Origin of the sequence: Cohnella yongneupensis, from assembly GCF_042655785.1 — a bacterium.
Classification (GTDB): Bacteria; Bacillota; Bacilli; order Paenibacillales; family Paenibacillaceae; genus Cohnella; species Cohnella yongneupensis.
In genome coordinates this window covers 468,242-491,093 of record NZ_JBHSNC010000057.1, presented here as the reverse complement: position 1 = coordinate 491,093, position 22,852 = coordinate 468,242, and the positions used below count along the sequence as shown (strand labels likewise).

Sequence of the window (22,852 nt, the reverse complement as noted above, 5' to 3'; positions counted from 1 at the left end):
GAAGGTGCTTTTTCGTTATGTACGTTAAATTATTGAGTGCCAGCGTCCTAGGCGTAGAAGGAAGATTCATAGAAGTCGAGGTCGATATTTGTTCGGGATTGCCGCAGGTGAGCGTCGTAGGACTCCCGGACTCGGCGGTGCGGGAATCAGTCGAACGCGTGCGCGCAGCGATCAAAAACGGCGGCATGAAGTTTCCGATGGATCGGATCACGATCAATCTAGCCCCTGCCGATCTGCGCAAGGAAGGCAGCGCGTTCGATCTTGCGATCGCGGCAGGAATCTTATGCGCGAGCGGTCAAGTCGATCCGGCGTTGCTCGAGCATACGCTGTTCATCGGCGAGCTATCGCTGAACGGCTCGGTTAGGAACGTGCCGGGCGTGCTGCCGATGACGGAGCTGGCTCGCAATGCGGGCGTCAGGCGCGTCATCGTGCCCGAAGACGCTGTTGCGGAGGCGAGCTTGATTGCCGGCATCGAAGTGTTCGGCATTAGAGAACTCGCGGAGTGGATGAGCGGCTTCCTTGATAATCGGGGAGAAAAATCCGGTACGGAGCGATCTAGCGCCATGAAATTAACGCAAGCTCCTTCGCGCTTCGGCTCGACTTCGGACGTTGCGGATTCGGAGCTTGATCTAGCCGATGTGATCGGGCAAGCCCAAGGCAAACGCGCGTTAATTATCGCGGCAAGCGCGATGCACAACTTGCTGTTCGTCGGGCCTCCAGGTACGGGCAAGACGATGCTGTGCAGGCGGTTACCTACGATTATGCCTCCGCTCGCGGAACTAGAATCGCTCATGGTGACGAAGATCGCCAGCGTGAGCGGCAAGTTCGGCGGCGGACGCGAAGGCTTGATTCGCCGCCGACCGTTCCGTTCGCCCCACCACTCGATCTCGATGGCCGGCCTAATCGGAGGCGGTTCGATGCCGAAACCCGGCGAAGTGACGCTCGCCCATCACGGCATCCTATTCCTCGACGAGCTCGCCGAGTTTTCGAGGAATAGTTTAGAAGCGCTGAGGCAACCGCTCGAAGATCGGGAGGTGACGATCGGCAGGGCACGCGGCGTTTGTCGTTTTCCCGCGAAATTTATGCTCGCGGCCAGTATGAACCCCTGTCCGTGCGGCTATGCCGGCGGAACCGACGACGATCGCCCGTGCACGTGCACCCCCGTCGCGATCGCCAGATACCGGGCAAGAATGTCGGGCCCTCTCGCCGATCGGTTGGACCTACAAGTTGAGCTGCCTCGCCAGGCCGTCCGCATGAACGAACGCAGCTCGCTGTCGTCCGCGGAAGCGCGAGAGGTCGTTATGGACACCGTTAAACGCCAACAATCCCGTTACGCGAGGCACGGGATTCGTTGGAATAGCGAATTGCAAGGTTCATTGTTGCATCGTTATGCCGCGGCGACGATGGCGTCGGATGCGGAGGATCTGCTCCATCTCGTGTACGAGCAGCTCGGATTGAGCTACCGCGCCCACGATCGCATTCTGAAGATGTCCCGCACGATCGCCGACCTCGCGGGCAGAGAGACGATTCGCTCCGAAGACGTCGCCGAGGCGATCAGCTACCGGTGTCTTGACAAAAACGTTGAAGCGATCGGATAGGATCCGCGAATTACTTGCGCAAAAACTTCTCGCAAATCCGCTCAGCGACGTTGTCCGCCGTGAACCCGTACTCTTGCATAATGCGGTCCGCCTTCGCCGAAGCGCCGAACGTGCGAATGCCGAAGATGAAGCCTTGGTTGCCGGCGATCGATTCCCAACCGGACGGATGGGTCATCTCGATAACGACGTTCGAAGTTACGCTCGGATCGATTACGCTATTGCGATAGTCTTTGTCTTGCTGCTCGAATAGCTCTTTGCTAGGCATGCTGATGACGCGAACGTTTACGCCTTCTCCGCCCAGCTTGCGCTGTACGGCAATCGCTAGACTTACTTCGGAGCCCGTCGCTACGATCTGTACGTCCGGACGCTGGTCGGAACGGCCGGATAGAATATAACCCCCGCGGGCAACGCCCTCTTCGGCAAGCGAGCTCGTTCCCGGCAGCACCGGCAAATTTTGCCTCGTTAACGCCAGAACGAACGGCCCCTTCTCGGAGCTAAGCGCATATTTCCACGCCGCTGCCGTCTCGTTCGCGTCGGCCGGACGGAATAACGTCAAATCCGGAATCAATCTTAGCGACGGAATTTGCTCGATCGGTTGATGGGTCGGCCCATCTTCCCCGACGGCGATGCTGTCGTGCGTAAATACGTATACGACGGGCAGCTTCATGAGCGCCGACAAACGAATCGCTCCGCGCAAGTAATCGCTGAACACAAGGAACGTGCCGCCATATACCCGTAATCCGCCGTGGAGCATCATCCCGTTCAACGCCGCGCCCATCGCGAATTCCCGGACGCCGAACCATAGATTGCGTCCTTCGTATTGCTTCGATGAGTAGTTCGGATAGTTAGCCATCGCAGTCATGTTGGAGCTTGCGAGATCCGCCGATCCGCCGATGAGCTGAGGCAGCGTATCCGCGAGACCGTTAATGACTTTGCTGGAGGCGGTACGCGTGGAAATTTGCGCCTCCGCGTCGTTGAAACTCGGAATTCCCGCTTCCCAACCTTGCGGAAGCTTGCCGCTAATCGCTTGCTCAAGCTGCGCACCCAATTCGGGATAGGCGAGCTTGTAGTCCCCGAACAATTGCAGCCATGCCGCTTCGGCGACTTCGCCTCGCACTTGCAATTTGCCGAAATGCGCCCGTACTTCCTCCGGGACGTAGAAATCCGGTTCAAGAGGCCAGCCTAGCGCTTCCTTTGTCAGCCGCAATTCTTCTTTCCCTAGCGGCGAACCGTGCGTGCCTCCGTGGCCGCCTTTGCCCGCTTTGTTCGGGCTGCCGTAGCCGATCGTCGTTTTGATTTCGATCAAGGTCGGTTTGCCGGTTTCCTCTTTCGCTTGCGCTACGGCTCCCGCGATCGCATCCACGTCGTTCTGGTCTTCGACGTGCAAATACTGCCACCCGCAAGACTCGAATCGACCTTTAATATTTTCGGAGAACGACATATTCAGCTCCCCGTCGAGCGAAATATCGTTCGAATCGTACAGCACGACCAGCTTGCCGAGCTTCAAATGTCCGGCGAGCGATACCGATTCCCCGGAAATGCCCTCCATCAAATCTCCATCGCCGCAAATGACGAACGTGTTATGATCAACGACCGCAAAGCCGTCCCGGTTATAGACCGCTCCAAGATGCGCTTCCGCCATCGCCATACCGACAGCCATCGCGAGTCCTTGGCCGAGCGGACCCGTCGTCGCTTCGACGCCAGGCGTATGCCCGAACTCCGGATGCCCCGGCGTGCGGCTTCCCCATTGCCTGAACTGCTTCAGATCGTCGAGCGACAAATCATAGCCGCTTAAATGAAGCAAGCTGTAGAGCAGCATAGATCCGTGACCCGCCGATAACACGAAGCGATCGCGGTTGAACCATTCCGGGTTGCGCGGATTATGCTTCATTTGGCGCGTCCAGAGCGCATAACCCATCGGTGCGGCGCCCATCGGCATACCCGGATGTCCCATGTTCGCCTTTTCGACGGCGTCGATCGTTAACGTGCGAATCGTGTTAATGCTTAGCTGTTCAATCGTCTGCCCGATAGCTGTTGTCTGTCCCATCGTAATAGCCTCCCTACTGGTGTGTTGCTCTTGTCATCAGTATAATGGAGACGAAAGGCATACAAGAAATTAATATATCAACTAGGAGTCATAAACCATATCTATGATTAACTATGAGCTGTATAAGGTGTTTTACTTAGCCGCGAAGACCGGTAGTCTAACGCAAGCCGCCAAGCTGCTTTACCTTACCCAGCCGAGCGTCAGCCATGCGATCAAGCAGCTTGAGACGAGCTTGGGTGCAACGTTGTTCGCCCGCAACGCCAAAGGCGTAGAGCTCACTCAAGAAGGCGCGGTGCTGTACGCTTATATTGAGCAAGCACATACGTTCATCGCCCTTGCTGAGGATAAAATGGCCGAGCTAAGCAATCTCGATAGCGGAGAATTGCGAATCGGCGGCAGCGACTCGCTCTTCAAGCATTACTTGCTCCCCTACCTTGAAGCTTATCGGCTCCAACATCCCGGCATCGCCATTCGTCTCGTTCACGGAACGACGCCGGAGCTGATCGCCTTGCTTAAGGAAGGCGCCATCGATCTAGGCGTCGTCCGGCTCCCGATCGCGGATCCGCAGCTCGACGTAAAGCCGGGGATCGAGCTTCAAGACTGCTTCGTCGCCGGATCGCGGTTCGCCGAGCTTAAGGACCGCGCGATTTCGATGGAGCAGTTGCTCACGTATCCGACCATCCTGTTCACCCGCAACTCCCGTGCCAGAACGGCGATCACGGACTTGTTCCGCGAACACGGACACGAACTGACGCCTCAGATCGAGGTAGGGAGCGTAGACTTACTGCTCGAGTTCGCCCGCAAGGGACTTGGCATCTCCTTCGTCACGAGAGAGTTCGCGGCCCGGAGTCTGGAAGACGGCTCCCTGTTCGAAATCCGGTTAGACGTCAAAGTCCCTCCCTCGCAAGTCGGTTTCATGACTTTGCGCAACATGCCGTTGTCCAAGGCCGCCCGGCAATTCATGGCGCACATCGGATAGCTTCAGATCGCCCCTGACGAATAACGATCGAACCAGCTCCAGCATCATGTAGATGGCAGCGTGTTCCGCGGCGAACGCATATAGGTCGGCGCCGACGTAGAAATCCGTTCTAGTAACGATCAGCGCCGCCGCGATTGCCTCGCACAGAGCTAACAACGTGACGAATTGTACGACCAACTTGACGGAAGGCTTAGTTCCGCCTAGCTTGGCGTTCAGAATCAAATCGACAGGCAGCACGACGAACAGAAACAAGAAATAGGCGAGCACGCAGTAAAAATAGACGGCACTCAGATACAGTGCCTCATAACGCGTGCCGGCGACCAGACCGACGAGCATTACGGCGATAAACCCTTGCGTCATTTTCATGATGAGCGTCATTCAGATTTCCCCCCATCAAAATAAAGAGAGACGACGAAAGGTGCTTTCGTCGTCCCTAGCCGAAGTAGTTTCCTACTGTAATACATTCGCCGGTATCCGCGTCGATTCCTTCTACTCTTTTCCATTTCCTCCAATGTCTATTAACTCCATCAAAGCCGCGGGAATCGTGAATCGTTCGTCGCGAATGCTGATCACCTGGGCGGCTTCCGCTTCGCTCCGGCTCTCCTTGATTTCCTCGATTTCCTTGTGCAGCCGCTCCATCCGCTTGTCTAGCGCAGCCGCCGAGTCGGCGGCCTCCTTCAATTCCTGCAGCAATCTAGGCGGAACGGATTCATTGTACTTGTAAAAAATTTTGTGCTCCAAGCTAGCCCAGAAATCCATCGCGATCGTTCGAATTTGAACCTCGACGCACACGCTCTCCTGACGGTCGGACATGTAGACGGGAATCTCGACGAGCAGATGCAAGCTCTGATAACCATTCGGCTTCGGATGCAGGATGTAGTCTTTGGTCTCCACGATCTTCAGATCGCTCTGCCGGTGCAGCATGTCGCTAATCCGATAGATGTCCGATACGAACGAACACGTAATGCGCAGCCCCGCGATATCCTTGATGCTGTCACGGATGCTCTTCAAGCTGATTTCGCAGCCTTTGCGGCTGATTTTGTTCAAGATGCTCTCGGGAGATTTCAGTCGCGTCTTCGTATGCTCGATCGGGTTGTAATCGTGCAAAAACTGAAATTCTTCCTTCAAAATTTCGATTTTCGTCTCGAACGAATCAAGCGCGAATTTGTACATCATCATGAACCGGGTGATTTCGTCTTTGAAGCGCTTCAGCTGGTCTAGCGGCATTATGTTGTTACTCAGAATCAATCACCCTTCTATGCAAGCTTATTTGCCTAACAATATACGCGTGTAAGGCGAGTCGATCGGCAGCAAAATGACCGGTTCGTTGTTCAGCGTCGTCACGTAGCTTTGGAGCGTACGGTAGAAGCTGTAAAACTCGGGATCTTTGCCGTACGATTCATTGTAGATTTTCGCGGCTTCCTGCTCGCCTTCCGCGATGATTTTCTTCGCGTCTGCTTCTGCTTGCGCGAGCAGCTCGGTTGCTTGACGATCGGCTTTGGACGTCACTTTGCGCGACTCCTCGTCACCCTCGGACAAGTAGCGGGCGGCGATCGACTGGCGTTCGGAGATCATCCGGTTGTACACGCTCTCCTTGTTCCCTTCCGGCAAGTCGGTCCGCTTGATGCGGACGTCGATCACTTCGATGCCGTAGTTGTCCCCGCGGAGCGTGCTCGCTACTTCTCGCGTAATCTCGTCGTTAATGTTACCTCGCTCGGTGTTCTCGCTAATAATATCTTCGTAATCGATGGCTGGCAACTTGGCCCGTACGGCATTGTACACCGTCTCGTCGATCCGCTGGATACCGGCGCTCACCGACTTGGCGGTCTTCAGAAACTTCTCGGGATCTTCGATCCGCCACACCGTATAGTTATCCACGATGATCGGTTTTTTATCTTTCGTTAGGATTTGAGTCTCTTGGCTTTTGTACATCATTTGATATTTCGGGAGCATCGAGACGGTTTCGACGAACGGGATTTTAAAATGTAGGCCCGGCTCTTCGACGACTCTCACCGCTTCGCCGAATTTGAGGACGACTTTATATTCGCCTTCTTTGACGATATACATCGATGAAAATCCGAGAATCAAGAAGACGATTACGCCCGCGGTCCAAATTATGCTGCGTTTGGTCATTTCGCCGTCCCTCCTTGCGCTGCGTCGGAAGGCGCCGCATTGTTAGCGGCCGCGTTGCCGGATGCCGTCGATCCGTTAGAACGCAGCAGCTCGTTGATCGGCAAATATTTGACCGTATCGCTGCTCGAATCGGAAATGAAAATTTTGGCTTTCGGCAATATTTTCTCCAGCGTCTCGATGATTAATCGGCTTTCGGTAACGCCGGGGCTTTTCACGTATTCGGTATAGATCGCGTTGAACTGGGCGACGTCGCCTTGCGCGTTAAGGATACGCGACTTCTTCTCCGCCTCCGCGTTCTCGAGCAGCGCCTGTGCTTCTCCACGCGCTTTCGGAATGCGGTCGTTCTCGTACTTCGATGCGTTGTTGATCTTCGTGTTCTTCTCCTCGCGGGCGTTCGTGACTTCGCGGAACGCGTCGGACACTTGACCGACAGGCGGTTCGATGTCTTGGAATTTGACGCCAACGATCTGCATGCCCGTATTGTACTTCGCTTGAAGATCGATCAGCAACTCGCGGACCTTCTCTTGGATTTCCGTCTTGCCGTCCGTAATCGCGTAATCGAGCTTCGTGGAGCCGATGACCGAGCGAATCGAAGAGCTCGCCGCGTTGCGCAAAAACTGCTCGGGGTTATCGATATTGTACAAATAATCGCGGATGTTGCTGATCTTCCATTGTACGACGGCGTCGGCGGATACGATGTTTTCGTCTCCGGTGATCATGAGCGCCTCTTCGTCGTTCGGCGTAATGACGTCTCCGTTTTGCGTATACCCGATCGTGATGACTTGGGTTAGCTCGGCCGGTACTTTCACGACCCGTTGAACCGGATACGGCCATTTGAAATGCAAGCCTGCCGTCGTCTCCTCCGTATATTTGCCGAAAGTAAGAATGGCTGCTCGCTCTTGTTCCTGTACGGTATAGAAAGAAGAGTAAATCAGAAGCAACACGATCAATGCGCCGAAGCCTAGCAATATTTTCTTGATTAGGCCCGGGGGAATTTCGATTTGATCCGGTCTGCGGGTCTTTCTGCCGATATCGATGACGTCCATGCGGATAAGTGCCTCCTTCGTAGGTTTGCAGAGTTTTCCAATGCTTACGAAGAATGATACGAAATAGCGGTGGGCTGGGTTTCATAGATTGTGGAAAAATGCTAAGGTGGCGGTGTGTAGGGGGTAAAACGGTGGTGTGTTTGCTCGGTTGCGGGGGTTCAGCGGTGTGAGAGACCGTTCAGCGGGAACAGTCGGCGCGTTTGCGGGGTTGAGCGGTGTGAGAGGCCGTTGAGCGGGAGCTGATGGCACGTTTGCTCGGTTGAGTGGTGTGAGAGATCGTTGAGCGGGAGTGGATGGAGCTTTTTTGGGGTTGAGCGGTTTGCGAGACCGTTAAGCGGGAACAATCGGCCCGTTTGAGGGTTGAGCGGTTTGCGAGACCGTTGAGGCAGAGTACCTCTTAAAAAGCGCCCGGAATGTGCTTGAGCTCGGCGACGGTTCCGTCATGCCGAAGCGTGACGGCCACGACGTCGCACCGTACGGAAGGCGTCGCGAAATGCTTGCGCTGCGCCAAATAATAAGCCGCGACTTCCCGGACTTGGCGACGCTTTCGTTCCGTTATCGCTTCTATGGCCGTGCCGAAGCGCGTCGGATTCGTTCGCGAACGCACTTCTACGAACACGAGCGTGCCGTTATCGTCCGCCACTAAATCGATTTCGCCGATTCGGCAACGCCAATTCCGTTCGAGTACGCGGTAACCTTTTTCCGCCAAGTAATCGGCTGCCGCCTCCTCGCCAATCCGCCCCGTCGCCGCACGATTGCCGGGAGAACGACGAGATGCCGCGCGCGGCGGTTGTTGCCGAGTATCCATCGTTCGTAGCCTCCCCTTGTACATTGACGAAACAGATGCGAACACATCCTACTATCTCGCGATGTTACTCGCTATTCGATGCCCGCTGATCGGAGCGATAGACGAAGCTTAATATTTCCGCGACGAGCCTATAGAGCTCCGGCGGAATTTCTTGCTCAAGATCAAGCTTGGACAACACTTCGACGAGAGAAGAATCTTCCTGGATCGGAACCCCGTTCTCCTGCGCACGCCGTAAAATTTCGTCCGCGATTACGCCTTGTCCTTTGGCTACGATGACGGGAGCGGCCCGTTTATCGGGCATGTATTTGAGCGCGACCGCTTTTTTGGGTAGCGATGTCGGCTTATCGTCATCTCGAGTCATGCCCGGAAGTCAACCCCTTTGTACGGCTTGGCGGCATATGCGCCGGTCGGCATCGCACGCTCCAAGCTACCGCTTCCAACAGACGCAGGATCAACGCCCGTCTTCCATTGCGGAAGCGCCGACACGGTTAACGAGAACAGCTGGAAACCCGCTGACGCCATGCCCGCGTTAAGCTCGTCCCTTGCTTGTTCTATCATCTCCGACATGCCCGGAAAATCGGATAGCAGCTTTAACGACACGATCTTGTCCACAACTTGCACGTCGACGATCGTATCGCCAATATGCCGCATCTTCAAGTCGAACAACAGTCTGCAATTGCCTGAATCCCATTCGCCTCGGCGGTTGCGTCTGGACTGAACGTGAACGGTTGCCGTTGTATCGCCGTTGCCGTTCCTCATCGGGATGAACATCGTCATATGACTGAGCGGCATGCTCGGATTGCGCTCGGACGTCAGCAACAGCTGTTGCCCGGTCACTTGGTTCGCAAGCGTCTGTGCCGCTTCGCGCAGCGCGGGAGGCGTGTCTTCATGGGAGGCGAGCGCAAGCAACGCGCTCTTGAGCGTATCCGCTGCGCTGCGATTCTCGGTTCCGGAAGCCGGATTGTCCGTGCCCGGCAACGTCGCGGCGCCGAGACCGTCGCCGGCCATCCGGTGCAGCGCCTGGGAATCGGCGCCGTGCAGCAGTTTATGCTCGTGCCCGACGCCGAGCCAATCGAGGAAGCGGCCGACCCACGCCGCTTCCGCCTTCGGCGCGCCGGCGGCCGGCGCTGGCGCTGCCGCCGTCTGCGGCAGCGCCTGGGCTTGCGGGCGAGCGGCGGCATCCGCCGCGTTGCCCGCCCCGCCCTGCCGCGGCGCAGCGACGCTAGTCGCGTTCGCCGCGCGCGAGCCCTCGGCGCGCGGGGCAGACGCCCGCGCGCCATCGTCTTCGGCCGCCGCGCCTGCGCCGGCGGCCTGCGCCGTTTCCGCGGCCCCGGCGGTGCGCCGGGCCGCGGCTTCTTGCGCGGCCGAGCCTGGCGGCCGCGAAGCTTCTGCCGTAGCCGGCGCCGATGGGCCCGGCGGAGGCGAACCCGCGCTAGCTGTCCGCGCTTCGCCGGACAGCTGCGCCTCACCCTCGGCGACGATAGCCGCGCCCTGGGCGAGCACCTGCTGCAGCCGCTGCCCAAGCTCGGCTGCGCTCTTCGCTATTCCAGTCTGCCCCGCTATTCCAGCTTGTCCAGCTTGTCCCGCCTGCCCAGTTTGCCCTGCCTGTCCTGCTTGCCCCGCCTGTCCTGCTTGCCCCGCCTGTCCTGCTTTACCCGTCTGTCCGTCTTTCCCTGCCTGTCCCGCTTCGCCCAACCACTTCGCCACCGCCGTCTGAAGCTCGGCAAGCCCTTCCTGCAACGGCTGTCCGAACAATGCCTGCCTTAACGAAGACAGCGTCGTCTCCGTCGGCGTCAACCCGCGCCGGAACGCGACGTCCGTCGCCCCCATCCACGACTGCGCGTCGACTCCCGACGGCTTCATCGACATCGCCGTGTTGAAATACGCCGCCGTTTCTTTCGAGATCGGATAACCGTCCCGCTTCAAGCCGCGAAGCAATTCCATTCCAGCTTTCTGCTCCGGCAAGCCGAACGATTTCAGCGCGTCTTTAAGCCCTTCTTCCGGTATCGTATCCGTCGCGTCGGCAAGCGGCTTCAGCACGACTACGCCGTTCGCGCTCGGTTGCACTTGCAGCAGCATGCCGCGTCCCGCCGGCATGTCGGCTTCCAGCTTCGCGCGCACTTGCACGCCGTTAATGTTGATAAGCGCCTCTTGATCGTCCAACATATCCAGCAGTACGCCGCGCACGATTTGACCGATGCGTAGCTCCAGCGCGCGTCCGTTGTCCGCCGGCTGCGCGTCCCCAAGCAACGCGCGAGCGATTTGGCTTATGTTCATGTTCATGCCGTTTCCTCCTGCCGCGACTGTCCGTTACCTATATGTATCGGCATGTATTCCATTCGCAATGAATGAATAAGTTTTCATTTATCTAGAACAACAATTGCTGCTCCGCCAATATATTCCCCAGGAAGCTACGGCGATGCAACGGCGTCGGACCGAGAGAGGCGATCGCTTCCCGATGCGTCTTCGTCGCGTAACCTTTATGTCCGGCGATCCCGTACCCGGGATATAGTTGATCCCACACGTCCGTGCATAGACGGTCTCTCGTTACTTTCGCTAGAATCGATGCGGCCGCGATCGATTGACTTAGCGCGTCTCCCTTAATAATCGCGGTTTGAGGAATCGACAACTCTACGCTTTCCGCATCGACCAGCAAATGCTCCGGCTGTACGCCAAGTCCCAAGATCGCCTGTTTCATCGCAAGCCGCGACGCTTGCCGAATGTTGATCTCGTCGATCACTTTCGCATCGATTCTGGCCACGCACCACGCGACCGCTTCCGCGACGATCTGGTCGTACAGCCTGTCCCTTTTTTTCTCGCTTAGCTGCTTCGAATCGTTCACTTCTTCCAGCACTAGCCCTACCGGCAAAATAACCGCCGCTGCGACGACGTCGCCGAACAAGCAACCTCGCCCGACCTCGTCCACGCCCGCGACAGCCGTTAATCCTTGCTCCCATAGCTCGGCTTCGAACGCAAGTCTATTGATCTCTTCCGACATGAATAGTTCTCCTCTTCTCCTAACTCTTCGATCCATCCGCGCCCGTATCCTGATCGATGAACCGGCTGCGCAGCTGCGCGGTCGGAAGCGGACAGCTATCCGTCTTGCCGAACCATCGGTAACGCCTCTTGGCGATAAAATCGTATCCTAAGTTTCTAAGCGGCTTTGGAATAATAATTAAGCTATACAATAAACGCCATTTACCGCCGAGCTTACGCAGCACTTTTAACGCCGCGGTAGATTTCGTATAGTAACGACCGTTATCTATAAGGACGAACGTATTCAAAGCGTTTTCGGACATGCCGCCTTCGCGCATCAGGCGCCTGCCGACCGGAGATTGCAATGAAGCGAAGCGAAACGCGCCCGCGGCATCACGGGCTATGATCCATTGCGAAATCGCGCTGCACATGACGCACTCTCCGTCGATTAGTGCGATTAGCGTTTTTTCGGTCTTCCCAACGTTGCCGTGCACCATATCCGTTCACCTTCCTTACGACCATTGTACCATGCAAAACGGCATCTTCGGACGGATTTCGCGAAACGTTGCGCATGAAAAAAGCTGCCATTCAAACGCGCACCGTACGCGTCTAATAGCAGCCTATCCGTTGCAAATGCTTAAGCTTCCGTACTCTTCGTTCCCGGCGTATCTCCGACTTCGTCAGGCGCTTCCAACGTCATTCGTCCGAGCTTGCCGGCGCGCAGTTCCCGAAGCAAAATACCCGCGGCTTTATCGAAATCGACATGACCGCCTCCGGAGAGACAACCTCTACGCCTTCCGATCTGCTCCAGCACGTCGATAGCCGCCTGCATATCCGCAAGCTCTGCCGGCAAATCGGTAAGGCCATAGCGCTCAGCGAGCACGGGGCCATAATGCTTGACGAGATCGCGCAAGACGAAGCATGCGACTTCGTCGATATGAAGCAAGTCTTCCTTGATCGCGCCAGTGGCGGCTAGACGGAATCCGGCGATCGGATCTTCGAATCTCGGCCATAAAATACCCGGCGTATCCAATAGCTCCAGCTCGCCGCCGGATTTGATCCATTGCTGGCCTTTCGTGACGCCCGGGCGGTCGCCCGTAATCGCGATGTTGCGGCCGGCGATGCGGTTAATGAGCGTGGACTTGCCTACATTAGGGATACCGACGATGAGCGCCCGCACCGGTCTTGGCTTCATGCCTTTGTCGATCTGGCGTTGGATCTTCTCTTGGAGAAGCTCCTTGGCTTTGCCGGCAATGTCCTTCACGCCTGTTCCGGAGTTTGCGTCGATCGCGAGGGTCGCATGACCTTTATCACGAAAATACTTGCTCCATTCCGCCGTCATGTCGCCATCCGCAAGATCCGCCTTGTTCAGCAAAATGAGGCGCGGCTTCGAGCTCGTAATTTCATCGATCATCGGGTTCCGGCTGGACTGCGGTATACGCGCGTCAAGCAGCTCGATTACGACATCGATCAGCTTGAGCTTTTCTTCGATTTGACGTTTGGCCCGGGTCATATGACCGGGAAACCATTGTATCGTCATTGCACTTCCCCGTTCAATGCATAGTTAATGCTTAATAAAGTGAAATTGTTTGAGCGGCCAGAACACCAGATCCGCTCGTCCGACGACGCGATCCATCGGAATGTAGCCGATCATGCGGCTGTCCTCGCTATTCGAACGATTGTCGCCCATGACGAACAGCATGTCGTCAGGCACGGTTCCATCCGGGAACGAATTGTTCGGAAACATGCTGTTCGACTTGTCTTTGTTATACTGCTCGTTATTGGCATGCGCTTGATCGTAAGCGTTTTGAAGATAGGGTTCCGCAATTGGCTCTCCGTTTATGTAGACGGTATCCCCTTCGACTTTAATCGTATCTCCCGGCACCCCGATTACGCGCTTGATGAAATCGCGTTTCTCTTCCGGCACATGGAAGACGATGACTTCGCCGCGTTTCGGATCGCGGATATCGTAAATGATTTTGTTTACGATAATGCGTTCCCGATCCCAGAAGTTCGGTTGCATGGAAGGTCCGTCCACGATGAACGGGCTGACCAGGAACCAGCGGATTACGAATACGAGTAAGCCGGCTATCGCCAGCGCTTTGATCCATTCTACGATCTCATTGCCCATTTTGGAATTACCGGGTTTCTTCGGGCCGTTAGCTGTTCCCGAGTCCTTGTCTCCCTCTTCTAGGCTTTCCTGCTCATCGATCGAGATCATGGGGCGTTGCGGCGATACCGAGAGATCGCTGTCCGTCGTCTGGTCCGGTCGTTCGGTCAACTCGTCTGGTTTGGTATTGTGCTGGTCCATTAGTTATCGCCTCGATTCGTCTTAAAGAAAATGCAAAAAGGGAGACTTGATCACAGCCAAGCCCCCCTTTGACGCCATTATCGAATTTCTTTGATACGTGCTGCTTTACCGCGCAGGTTGCGCAGGTAGTACAGTTTAGCGCGGCGAACTTTACCGCGACGAGCCACTTCGATCTTCTCGAGACGCGGGGAATGTACTGGGAAAGCACGTTCAACGCCAACGCCGTAAGAGATCTTGCGGACCGTGAAAGTTTCGCTAATTCCGCCGCCGCGACGTTTAATTACAACGCCTTCGAACAGCTGGACGCGCTCACGGGAACCCTCGACGACTTTAACATGCACTTTCAGCGTATCGCCAGGACGGAAGTTAGGCACGTCTTTGCGAAGTTGCTCTTGCGTGATCGCTTGAATAAGGTTACTCATGGGGTCTTCACTCCTTCCATAACAGACGTTCGTACCCCGCTCCCCGAATGCTCTCACTCGGATCATGGCGTGCAGCGGACCGTCCTACATAAGAAACAGAACAACATTTCAAATCTTATCACAACGGGGTCCATAACACAAGTGGAAGATCAGGACTTAACCCGATCTTCCACTCGTATAATTTCATTTTGATTGAATGGTGTTAAAGTAGTTGAAGATCAAGTATTTGATTGGCTTATTGAAGGCAGTTTCTAAAGACTTCATAGTAAGCATGTCAACGAACACCGATCCTCCTGCAATATCTTTAACATTGTACCCTGTCATTCCACTCGAGGCCGTATGACCGAATGAACCTTGACCCATTTCCGTATCGGGATCACTATAAAAGATAGCGTTCCGATGAAGGTGCTGCGCTTGTATCGTCGTTGTTGAATCATTGAGTATGGAAACCAACAGCTTATTGTCATCCACTGTTTTACCCTTTACATACTCTACATTAACGGGAACTAACTTTCCTTCAAAATCTTTATCCAGATTTTCCATTTCGTCGAAATGAGTAAAGGCATTTGTTTTAAGCAAATCCGTATGCTTTAACTCTACGATCCAATTGTCCGCGTCCCAGTTCAACTCTGCTTCGGCAACATATCGGACCGGAATCATCATCGAATCCCCCGAAATAACCGCAGACGTGTCCATTTCGAGTTTAATGCCGTTCTTTTGATAATACTTTTGACCAATCGGAAATACGATCGTTGTTTTATCATGCGTCACGGTCGCCAATTTTTTCTTTTCGTCCCATGACACCTCGGATCCCATAAGGTCCCCGATCATCCTCAGCGGAATTAATGTTCGACCATTCTTGTCTATATAAGGCATGGTTCCAACGGAGTAGAGAATGTAACCGTTATTTAGTTTTAGAAGCACTTCTTTATCTTGGTACAATGCTGCAAAAGCGTTTACTGGCCATATAAGGTGCAGGATAACAAATAGGGATAGCATCCATCCCATTTTCTTGCCCCATGATAACCTCATTTTCACGGAAACCTCCCAATTTTTTTCCAAATTTACTATTCACCTATCATATATTGCATTTGCCGTTATATAAATGAGTAATTGTAACCATTTATTAACAATTGATCAATTGAATCCCTGCCTAGAAAAGAGAAAAAAATAAAGCGAATATTAATTCGCTTTATTCTTACAAGTGTACGGTTATTTAATTTTGTTCTCTTCCAACCATCGCCGTTCTTCCGCCGTCAGCTCCGCAACTTCCAACAACTCCGGCCTACGCTCCAACGTACGCTGAAGCGATTGCCTTCTGCGCCACTTCTCGATTTCCGCGTGGTGACCGGATAATAGCGCGTCCGGTACTTTCCAGCCGCGGAATTCCGCGGGACGTGTATAGTGCGGATATTCGAGCAGTCCGTCGCTGAACGAATCGGTGACGGCCGACTGCTCGTTGCCGAGCACGCCCGGTAGCAGCCTCACGACGGTGTCGATGACGACCATCGCCGGCAGCTCTCCGCCAGTCAGCACATAATCGCCGATCGACAGCTCGTCCGTGACGAGAAACTCGCGGATACGCTCGTCGTAGCCTTCGTAATGACCGCAGACGAAGATAAGATGCGACTCGGCGGACAGCTCTTGCGCTTTGCGCTGCGTAAGCGGTTCGCCTTGCGGACACATCAGAATGATGCGCGGGGGCTTGTCCGATGTGCCGGATGCCGAATGCTCCGCCACGACGTGCTCGGCGGCGCCGAAGATCGGCTCGGCTTTCAGCACCATGCCCCCGCCTCCGCCATAGGGCATATCGTCTACGGTATTATGCTTATTGTTCGCAAAATCGCGGAAATTCACCGTGTTGAGCGATACGATTCCTTTGTCTCTCGCTTTGCCGAGAATGCTCGCGCCGAACACGCCGACGAACATTTCCGGGAATAGCGTCAATACGTCGATGCGCATCGTTACAGCAGTCCTTCCATTAGATGCACCTTGACTTTGCGGGCGGCGATATCGACATTCAGAACGACGTCATCGATAACCGGCAACAGCAACTCTTTGCCTTTTGGCAGCTTTACGACCCAGATATCATTTGCTCCCGGAGACATCGTGTCCGTAATCGTACCGAGCGTCTCTCCGTCTTCCGTCACGACCTCGCAGCCGATAATATCGCGGACGTAATATTCCCCTTCATCGAGCGGTACCCGATCCGTTTCGGGAACCTTTAGTTCCCACCCTTTATACTTCTCGACTTGATTGATATCTTCAAAGCCTTTGAGCTTCAGGACGTACATCTTCTTCTGTTCCCGCGACGTTACGATCTCGACGCTCACCGGCGCGCCGGACTCCGGCGGATATAGCTTTAACGTCGTGCCCGGTTTAAAACGAACCTCGGGAAAATCGGTCTGCGGATACACTTTCACTTCTCCGCGAATACCGTGCGTGTTGACGATTTTGCCAACGTTAAGCAAGCGCTCTTCCGACATGGAAGCAGCTCCTTTCAGGAAAAAACTTCAGCTATAATCATATAGCATCGCATCTTTTCCCGCAAATCGTAACTAAGCGCCGCCACTCGATCCTTATCTAAAAGCACCCGTTCCTCGCAAAGTAACTTTCACCTGCACTTTAAATTCGGCGGCATAACGCCCTCCATTGCTGCCATTCTTGTCCCCCTTGATGACGGGCAGCACGATGTTCCGAGCTTGCATCCCCAAGCAGAGTATTGATCACTTTTTTCGCGCTTAACAAAAAAAGCTCGTTGTCCATCACAATACAGGCATGGCCGCCTATCAATTTTGGCAAGACGTCTTGGTTTTTAGCATTTCCCCCTTTCATCCCTGCTTTTAACCTTAGGCTTGACCGACCTGATCGTACAAAAAAAGAACCGAAGCTGCATCGCTGCCGCCTCGGTCCTTCTCGTCGTTATTCAGAAACAATATCCACGATGACGCGCTTCCGCTCTTTAACCGCCGCGGAAGAGACTACCGTGCGTACCGCTTTCGCGATCCGCCCCTGCTTGCCGATTACTTTGCCGACATCGTCGGGATGAACGGAAAGCTCGTACACCAGGCCTCTCGCGTCTTCCTTGACCTGAATTTGCACGTCTTCCGGATGATCCACGAGTGCTCGGGCGATGACCCGAATCAATTGTTCCATGGTTCAACCCTCCGGTATTAGGACGATTACTTCTGGAGCTTGGATTCGTGGTATTTCTTCATGACGCCGGCTTTGCTCAGCAGGTTGCGAACGGTATCGGACGCTTGCGCGCCGTTTTGCAACCATTTGAGTGCTTTTTCCTCGTCGATTTGAACTTGTGCTGGTGCAGCGACCGGGTTGTACAAACCGATCTCTTCGATGAAGCGACCATCACGCGGCGAACGGGAATCGGATACGACGACACGGTATACTGGAGCTTTGTGAGCGCCCATACGTTTCAGACGAATGCGAACTGACATTAACTTTCACCTCCTTGATGAAATAAACGGATTTAGTGTTTGTTAAAACGGGAACTTCCCTTTATTTTTACCGCCGAACATGTTCTTGAGCGCGCCCATGCCGCCTTTCGGCTTGCCGTTCGGACCCATCATGCCGGAAAATTGCTTCATCATCTTCTTCATGTCTTCGAACTGCTTGAGCAACCGGTTGACGTCGGCGACGGTCGTTCCGCTACCCGCGGCGATCCGTTTGCGTCTGCTGAAGTTGATGATATCCGGCTTCAGCTTCTCGGCGTGCGTCATCGACTTCGCGACCGCTTCCGTGCGCTTAATTTGCTTTTCGTCGATCTTGAAGTTCGGATTGCTTTTAAGCTTGCCCATTCCGGGCATCATATCAAGCAACTGCTCGAGCGGACCCATGTTGCGAACTTGCTCCATCTGCTCGAGGAAGTCGTAGAACGAGAATTCCGCGGTGCGCATCTTGCGCTCGAGTTCTTTAGCTTTGTCCGCGTCGATGTTCGACTGCGCCTTCTCGATCAGCGACAGCATGTCGCCCATCCCGAGAATCCGCGAAGCCATTCGGTCCGGATGGAACGCTTCGAGCTGGTCGATCTTCTCGCCCGTGGAGGCGAACTTGATCGGACAGCCGGTGACGGCTTTGACCGACAACGCGGCACCGCCGCGCGTGTCTCCGTCGAGCTTCGTCAGCACGACGCCGGTGAGGGCGAGCTGCTCGTGGAAGCTCTTCGCGACGTTGACCGCTTCTTGACCGGTCATCGCGTCGACGACGAGCAACACTTCGTCAGGTTCGACCGCCGAATGAATATCTTTGATCTCTTGCATGAGCTCTTCGTCGATTTGCAAGCGGCCGGCCGTATCGATGAGCACGTAGTCGTACCCTTCGTCCTTGGCGCGCTTGACGCCTTGCTTCGCGATCTCGACGGGGCTTACTTGATCGCCGAGCGTGAATACCGGCACGCCGATCTGTCCGCCGAGCACCTCGAGCTGCTTAATTGCAGCCGGGCGATAGATGTCGCCCGCAACAAGCAAAGGCTTATGCTTCTGCGTTTGCAGCATCTTCGCGAGCTTACCGGTCAACGTCGTCTTACCGGCCCCTTGCAAGCCGGCCATCAAAATGACGGTCGGAGGTTTGTTCGACTTCGCGAGCTTCGCTTGTTCGCCGCCCATCAGCTCGGTTAATTCTTTGTTAACGATATCGATAATGACCATGCCCGGGGTGAAGCTCTTCACCACTTCTTGGCCGATCGCGCGTTCTTTGACCTTAGCGATGAAATCTTTGACGACTTTGAAGTTAACGTCCGCTTCCAACAGCGCCAAGCGGACTTCGCGCATCGCTTCGTTAACGTCGTCCTCCGATACTTTGCCTCGGCCCTTCAGCTTGCCGAATACGTTCTGGAGCCTCGTTGATAATCCTTCGAACGCCATAATCCCATCCCTCCTTCGGAACGGATATTTAAGTATTCACTTCTGCTCCTCTGAGCAGATCGATCGTCATTTGAATGTTAGCGCGGGCTTGCGGCTGCAGCTCGGAAATTTGCTTCTCCAGCTGACTAAGGCCCGCTTGAATCTGATCATGGCGAGCCGCTAGACGCAGCTTCATCTCATAATCCTCAAGCACTTGCTCCGCCCGCTTCAGATGCTCGTATACCGCTTGGCGGCTAATGTCGAAGTCCGCGGCGATTTCTCCTAGCGAGTAATCGTCTTGGAAGTAACATTTCAAGAACGTCTGCTGCTTCTTCGTCAACAACGGTCCGTAAAAATCGAACAGCACGTTAATGCGGTTCGTCTTCTCCAGCGCGTTCTGTCCGTGCACGTTGGCTGCTCCCTTCGTCTAACCAAGTCAAGGAAAAACCCTTTACAGCCCAGCTACGTTCCTTATAATACGCAATAACAAAAAAGATGTCAAGGGATTTCCCTTAACATCTTCTGCATCTTTAGGTTACTTGAAGCGAACGTTCAACGTAACGACGTCGCCGAATCGGGTGAGCACGTAATGCTTGCCGTCCTCGCTCTTCTCCACGGACCATCCATCGCCATCCGACAATACATCCAGGCCGCGCGGCGCGTACAGTTTTACTTGCTGCATGCCGCTACCCTGCCAATCGATATGCCATTCGGAGCCGTCTCGGTCGATGTTCACGAGAAGATTCGCGCGTTCGATGCCGGGGGAAGTCGGCAATCCCGACTGGATCGTCACCGTCGCATCCTTCGTGCCGCCGAAGTAAAGCGTTGAACCGCGGTACATCGAGATCGGCGCGTCCGTAACGGGAACGTATCCTTTGTACTTGGCGCCTAGTTCTACTTTGTAACCGACAGCCGATAATTGCCCCTCGATCTCGTCTTGTAGCTTCTGATCAAGCTGAGCAGAGCCGTTCAATTCCCGTAAACCGCCTGTCTTCACCTCAAAGCTAAGCTGCTTCTTCGTGCGAATGACGTTCTCGGCTACGTTCATCGCATTGCGGATAAGCGGCGTGCCGAGGCTAGAATCGGCCTGATAGGCGGCCATGTAGCTACGGAACGATTGATCTTCGGTCATGAAGTTATAATCGTATTGATTGCGAAACTGGTCCAAAAACTGCACCTTGTTGGCGAAGCCGCCGTCCGCTTCCGATTTCAGAATCGGGTACTCCATATGGTAAAAGTAGGAGAAAGGCATATCCAGCGCGGCGTACGACTCGAACGCGCCTTTGAAATATGCGATGTTCGGCGCGGGATTAGAGACGATGAACGGATCCTGTTGCTCCTTGTTAGCAAGCAGGAACGGCATCGTCCATAAGTACTCGCCCGCAAGCGTAGGCTCGTACGGGTTGCCGCTCGGACGGAATCCGGAGTTCCACCAAATGCCGGACTTCATCTCTTCCCTGATCGTCTGGCCCGGAACGAGATTGTTGATCCGCCAAGTATGCTGGTTCGTCCCGACGTTCGTCCACGGAATGCCGTAAGCCTCGAACGCTTTTTTATGAAGATCGATCTCCTCGAGCTCCCGTACGGGACTCTCGTAGCTATGGAAGAACAAGTGCGGCTGAATAGGGATGAAGTTGTGTCCCGCGTAATCGAGCGCTTGCTTCAGCTGTTCCTTGGCCGGAAACCGAGGATCATCGATCGGTGTCGGGAATCCGAAAATGAGTTCGCCTACGATCAGATCGACTAGACCGTCGCCGTTCACGTCGGCTGCGGCGGGTACGGCGTTATGTCCGCCCCAGAGACGGTTGTCTCCCGCCGGATTAAGCGTCTCGCCTTGCACGTATTTCATTTCGCCGAGCGAGATGCTGCCTGCTGGACCATTTTTCATCGCATACTGCCGGATATACCCGTCATTGTAACCGACGAGCAATTCAGGTTGTCCATCGCCGTCATAATCGACGATTCGCGGAGCCGAGAAGTACGTTACACCGTCTTCCGCATGACCGGTAATCAAAAATTGACCCAAGTTATCGAAGCGAATCGAATTCCCGACAAGCTCTCCGACATGGAGCATAACGCTGCCGTCCGCCATGCCGACCGCAAGATCGGCGATGCCGTCGCCGTTTACGTCGCCAACGGCGGGTGCGGCGTAGGCGTAGGCTTCTTTGCTGGTCAAAGGAACGCCAATCGTGTCGCCATCATCGCGGAACGAGAAGTTGCCTACGTTCGTATACGTCCGGACGCGTCCATCTCCCGAACCGACGACGAGGTCCAACTTCCCGTCGCCGTTCAAGTCGGCTAGCGCCGGAGCCGAGTACGAGCCGACGCGAAGCTCGGAACCGTTTGCCAGCATGACCGGCTGAGCCGGCTCAAGCGACCATTCGCCGCCGTCATGTCGTCCAACGTACAGCCTGATGGAACCGTCGGCCGAACCGGCTACGACATCGGGTACGCCGTCGCCGTTCACGTCGCGCACGTCTTCATACGTACGATACGGAAGCTCGATCGGATCACCCAAGCTTTTGTATTCCGGATACGACGCCTGGCTGAAAGCTTCTCCGCTCGCTAGGTGAACGATATCTCCGGAAGAGTATTGCGAATTAACGTTCTCGCCTTCGAACGCGGGCGAAGCGGCCGCACCTTTGTTCGGATATACCACCAAGCCTTCTTTCCAGAGGCCCCACTCGTAAGTTTCGCGGGCTAGCGAGAAAGAAGGAATCTCGTTATATTGCTTCACGTAATCGATCCATTTCTCCATGCCGCCTTCTTGTAAGGAGGAAGACACTTCGAAATGGTTTTGCCATGCCATCGCCGGTCGGCCGTTCGTGCCGAGCACTTTCGTGACGGCGTAACCCAGCTTTTCCTTGGACAAGAAGTCAAGGAACGCGCTGCGCAGCTCGTAGCTGCCCGTAGCAAACATAAAGTTGAAGTAAGACTGGTCTTCACCGCTGCGCGGCTGCATATCGAAGCCCGTCACGTACTGATGGTTAGGCAGCAAAGCGCTGCTGAAGAAAACCGTGCCGTTGCCGTAACGGTTCATCGCGTAAAGCGCGATGCCGCCTTCGTTCTTAGCCAGCGCTTTAGCCGTCCCCGGCACCATTCCCATCCCTAGCGCAACGTCCGCCAACCGGTCTTTGTCATAGGACGCGGACAGATCGCGATGGAATTGGCTAACGACGGTCTGAATGACGTTCGCATTCGCTTCCGTCTTCGGCAGCAATAGCTTAGCAGGCAGTTTGTCCAGCTTCACGAACGACTTGGCGCCGAGCAACTCAAGCGGGAGCACGTCGTAAAACTCGTTTTCGGCGAACAATGCGCCCCCGCCTTTGACGTAGCTTTCCATAGCCGAAGAGAACCGTTCTGCCTCCGGCGTATCTTTGGAGAGCGCGCGATCGAGATAGACCGCGTCATAGCTATCGAGCTTGCCTTCCGCTTCGGGCCACTTCGCTTGCTCGATCCGCGCGTTCACGACGAGCGTCTGATTCAACTGCTGCAACGCGTCGAGGTAGGAGTCAGAGCCTTCCTTGTATAGCACCAACACGCGCAAAGGTTCGGCTTTCGTCTTCGCGTGAACGACATAGAGCGCTCCGGATAACAGTACGATCAGAGCTACCGCGGCAATCGTCAACTTCCTTATCATCGCTTCCATCCCCCATAAGTCGCGTCAATCGGT

The 22,852-nt window shown here is 55.0% G+C and carries 23 protein-coding genes; 2 read left to right on the top strand and 21 right to left on the bottom strand.

The window, feature by feature from the left end; genetic code table 11:
* Positions 1 to 17: 17 nt before the first annotated feature.
* Positions 18 to 1,598, top strand: a complete 1,581-nt coding sequence (locus ACFPQ4_RS23720; protein WP_378114399.1) for a YifB family Mg chelatase-like AAA ATPase — start codon at positions 18 to 20, stop codon at positions 1,596 to 1,598.
* 10 nt (positions 1,599 to 1,608) lie between these two features.
* Here the strand turns inward: ACFPQ4_RS23720 and tkt are convergent, their stop codons facing one another.
* Positions 1,609 to 3,645, bottom strand: a complete 2,037-nt coding sequence (gene tkt / locus ACFPQ4_RS23715; protein ID WP_378114398.1) for a transketolase — start codon at positions 3,643 to 3,645, stop codon at positions 1,609 to 1,611.
* Between the two features lie 103 nt (positions 3,646 to 3,748).
* On the opposite strand from tkt, the gene ACFPQ4_RS23710 reads away from it, so the two are divergent.
* On the top strand, positions 3,749 to 4,624 hold the full coding sequence (locus ACFPQ4_RS23710; protein WP_378114397.1) for a LysR family transcriptional regulator: 876 nt from the start codon (positions 3,749 to 3,751) through the stop codon (positions 4,622 to 4,624).
* On the opposite strand, the gene ACFPQ4_RS23705 is transcribed toward ACFPQ4_RS23710, so the two are convergent.
* From ACFPQ4_RS23705 to ACFPQ4_RS23610, 20 genes are all read right to left on the bottom strand, one after another.
* The gene (locus ACFPQ4_RS23705) at positions 4,526 to 5,002 is read right to left on the bottom strand and encodes a hypothetical protein (RefSeq protein ID WP_378114396.1); all 477 of its coding nucleotides are present in this window, start codon (positions 5,000 to 5,002) and stop codon (positions 4,526 to 4,528) included. The two genes, ACFPQ4_RS23710 and ACFPQ4_RS23705, sit on opposite strands and share 99 nt — an antisense overlap.
* A 111-nt stretch (positions 5,003 to 5,113) precedes the next feature.
* On the bottom strand, positions 5,114 to 5,851 hold the full coding sequence (locus ACFPQ4_RS23700) for a GTP pyrophosphokinase (RefSeq protein ID WP_378114528.1): 738 nt from the start codon (positions 5,849 to 5,851) through the stop codon (positions 5,114 to 5,116).
* Between the two features lie 39 nt (positions 5,852 to 5,890).
* Positions 5,891 to 6,757, bottom strand: coding sequence for a protease modulator HflC (gene hflC / locus ACFPQ4_RS23695; RefSeq protein WP_378114395.1), 867 nt, complete (start codon positions 6,755 to 6,757; stop codon positions 5,891 to 5,893).
* Entirely contained in the window at positions 6,754 to 7,803 is a 1,050-nt protein-coding gene (gene hflK, locus ACFPQ4_RS23690; RefSeq protein ID WP_378114394.1) for an FtsH protease activity modulator HflK, read from the bottom strand. Before hflK ends, hflC begins: the two co-directional genes overlap by 4 nt.
* A gap of 397 nt (positions 7,804 to 8,200) precedes the next feature.
* A complete protein-coding gene (locus ACFPQ4_RS23685) occupies positions 8,201 to 8,611 on the bottom strand; it encodes a YraN family protein (protein WP_378114393.1) in 411 nt (136 codons plus the stop codon).
* A gap of 64 nt (positions 8,612 to 8,675) precedes the next feature.
* Positions 8,676 to 8,972 carry an EscU/YscU/HrcU family type III secretion system export apparatus switch protein gene (locus tag ACFPQ4_RS23680; protein ID WP_378114392.1) on the bottom strand — a complete coding sequence of 99 codons (297 nt, stop codon included), beginning with the start codon at positions 8,970 to 8,972 and terminating at the stop codon, positions 8,676 to 8,678.
* Positions 8,969 to 10,894 (bottom strand): hypothetical protein, encoded by a 1,926-nt coding sequence (locus tag ACFPQ4_RS23675; RefSeq protein ID WP_378114391.1) that lies wholly within the window; start codon positions 10,892 to 10,894, stop codon positions 8,969 to 8,971. Before ACFPQ4_RS23675 ends, ACFPQ4_RS23680 begins: the two co-directional genes overlap by 4 nt.
* An 85-nt stretch (positions 10,895 to 10,979) precedes the next feature.
* Positions 10,980 to 11,609 (bottom strand): ribonuclease HII, encoded by a 630-nt coding sequence (locus ACFPQ4_RS23670; protein WP_378114390.1) that lies wholly within the window; start codon positions 11,607 to 11,609, stop codon positions 10,980 to 10,982.
* Between the two features lie 19 nt (positions 11,610 to 11,628).
* Positions 11,629 to 12,084, bottom strand: coding sequence for a thiol-disulfide oxidoreductase DCC family protein (locus ACFPQ4_RS23665; protein WP_378114389.1), 456 nt, complete (start codon positions 12,082 to 12,084; stop codon positions 11,629 to 11,631).
* A gap of 140 nt (positions 12,085 to 12,224) precedes the next feature.
* The gene (gene ylqF, locus ACFPQ4_RS23660) at positions 12,225 to 13,127 is read right to left on the bottom strand and encodes a ribosome biogenesis GTPase YlqF (RefSeq protein ID WP_378114388.1); all 903 of its coding nucleotides are present in this window, start codon (positions 13,125 to 13,127) and stop codon (positions 12,225 to 12,227) included.
* Between the two features lie 24 nt (positions 13,128 to 13,151).
* Entirely contained in the window at positions 13,152 to 13,718 is a 567-nt protein-coding gene (gene lepB / locus ACFPQ4_RS23655; protein ID WP_378114527.1) for a signal peptidase I, read from the bottom strand.
* Between the two features lie 257 nt (positions 13,719 to 13,975).
* A complete protein-coding gene (gene rplS, locus ACFPQ4_RS23650) occupies positions 13,976 to 14,320 on the bottom strand; it encodes a 50S ribosomal protein L19 (protein WP_115990952.1) in 345 nt (114 codons plus the stop codon).
* A 183-nt stretch (positions 14,321 to 14,503) separates the two neighbouring features.
* The gene (locus ACFPQ4_RS23645) at positions 14,504 to 15,352 is read right to left on the bottom strand and encodes a copper amine oxidase N-terminal domain-containing protein (protein WP_378114526.1); all 849 of its coding nucleotides are present in this window, start codon (positions 15,350 to 15,352) and stop codon (positions 14,504 to 14,506) included.
* Positions 15,353 to 15,532: 180 nt separating this feature from the next.
* Positions 15,533 to 16,282 carry a tRNA (guanosine(37)-N1)-methyltransferase TrmD gene (gene trmD / locus ACFPQ4_RS23640; protein ID WP_378114387.1) on the bottom strand — a complete coding sequence of 250 codons (750 nt, stop codon included), beginning with the start codon at positions 16,280 to 16,282 and terminating at the stop codon, positions 15,533 to 15,535.
* Positions 16,283 to 16,284: 2 nt separating this feature from the next.
* Entirely contained in the window at positions 16,285 to 16,806 is a 522-nt protein-coding gene (rimM, locus tag ACFPQ4_RS23635) for a ribosome maturation factor RimM (RefSeq protein WP_378114385.1), read from the bottom strand.
* Between the two features lie 436 nt (positions 16,807 to 17,242).
* Positions 17,243 to 17,476: a KH domain-containing protein gene (locus ACFPQ4_RS23630; protein WP_256761457.1), complete on the bottom strand. Its 234-nt coding sequence runs from the start codon at positions 17,474 to 17,476 to the stop codon at positions 17,243 to 17,245.
* A gap of 26 nt (positions 17,477 to 17,502) precedes the next feature.
* Positions 17,503 to 17,775: a 30S ribosomal protein S16 gene (gene rpsP, locus ACFPQ4_RS23625; protein WP_378114384.1), complete on the bottom strand. Its 273-nt coding sequence runs from the start codon at positions 17,773 to 17,775 to the stop codon at positions 17,503 to 17,505.
* Between the two features lie 42 nt (positions 17,776 to 17,817).
* Positions 17,818 to 19,200, bottom strand: coding sequence for a signal recognition particle protein (gene ffh, locus ACFPQ4_RS23620; protein WP_378114382.1), 1,383 nt, complete (start codon positions 19,198 to 19,200; stop codon positions 17,818 to 17,820).
* Between the two features lie 28 nt (positions 19,201 to 19,228).
* Positions 19,229 to 19,588: a YlxM family DNA-binding protein gene (gene ylxM / locus ACFPQ4_RS23615; protein WP_378114381.1), complete on the bottom strand. Its 360-nt coding sequence runs from the start codon at positions 19,586 to 19,588 to the stop codon at positions 19,229 to 19,231.
* Positions 19,589 to 19,714: 126 nt separating this feature from the next.
* Entirely contained in the window at positions 19,715 to 22,819 is a 3,105-nt protein-coding gene (locus ACFPQ4_RS23610; protein WP_378114380.1) for an FG-GAP repeat domain-containing protein, read from the bottom strand.
* Between the last annotated feature and the right edge of the window lie 33 nt (positions 22,820 to 22,852).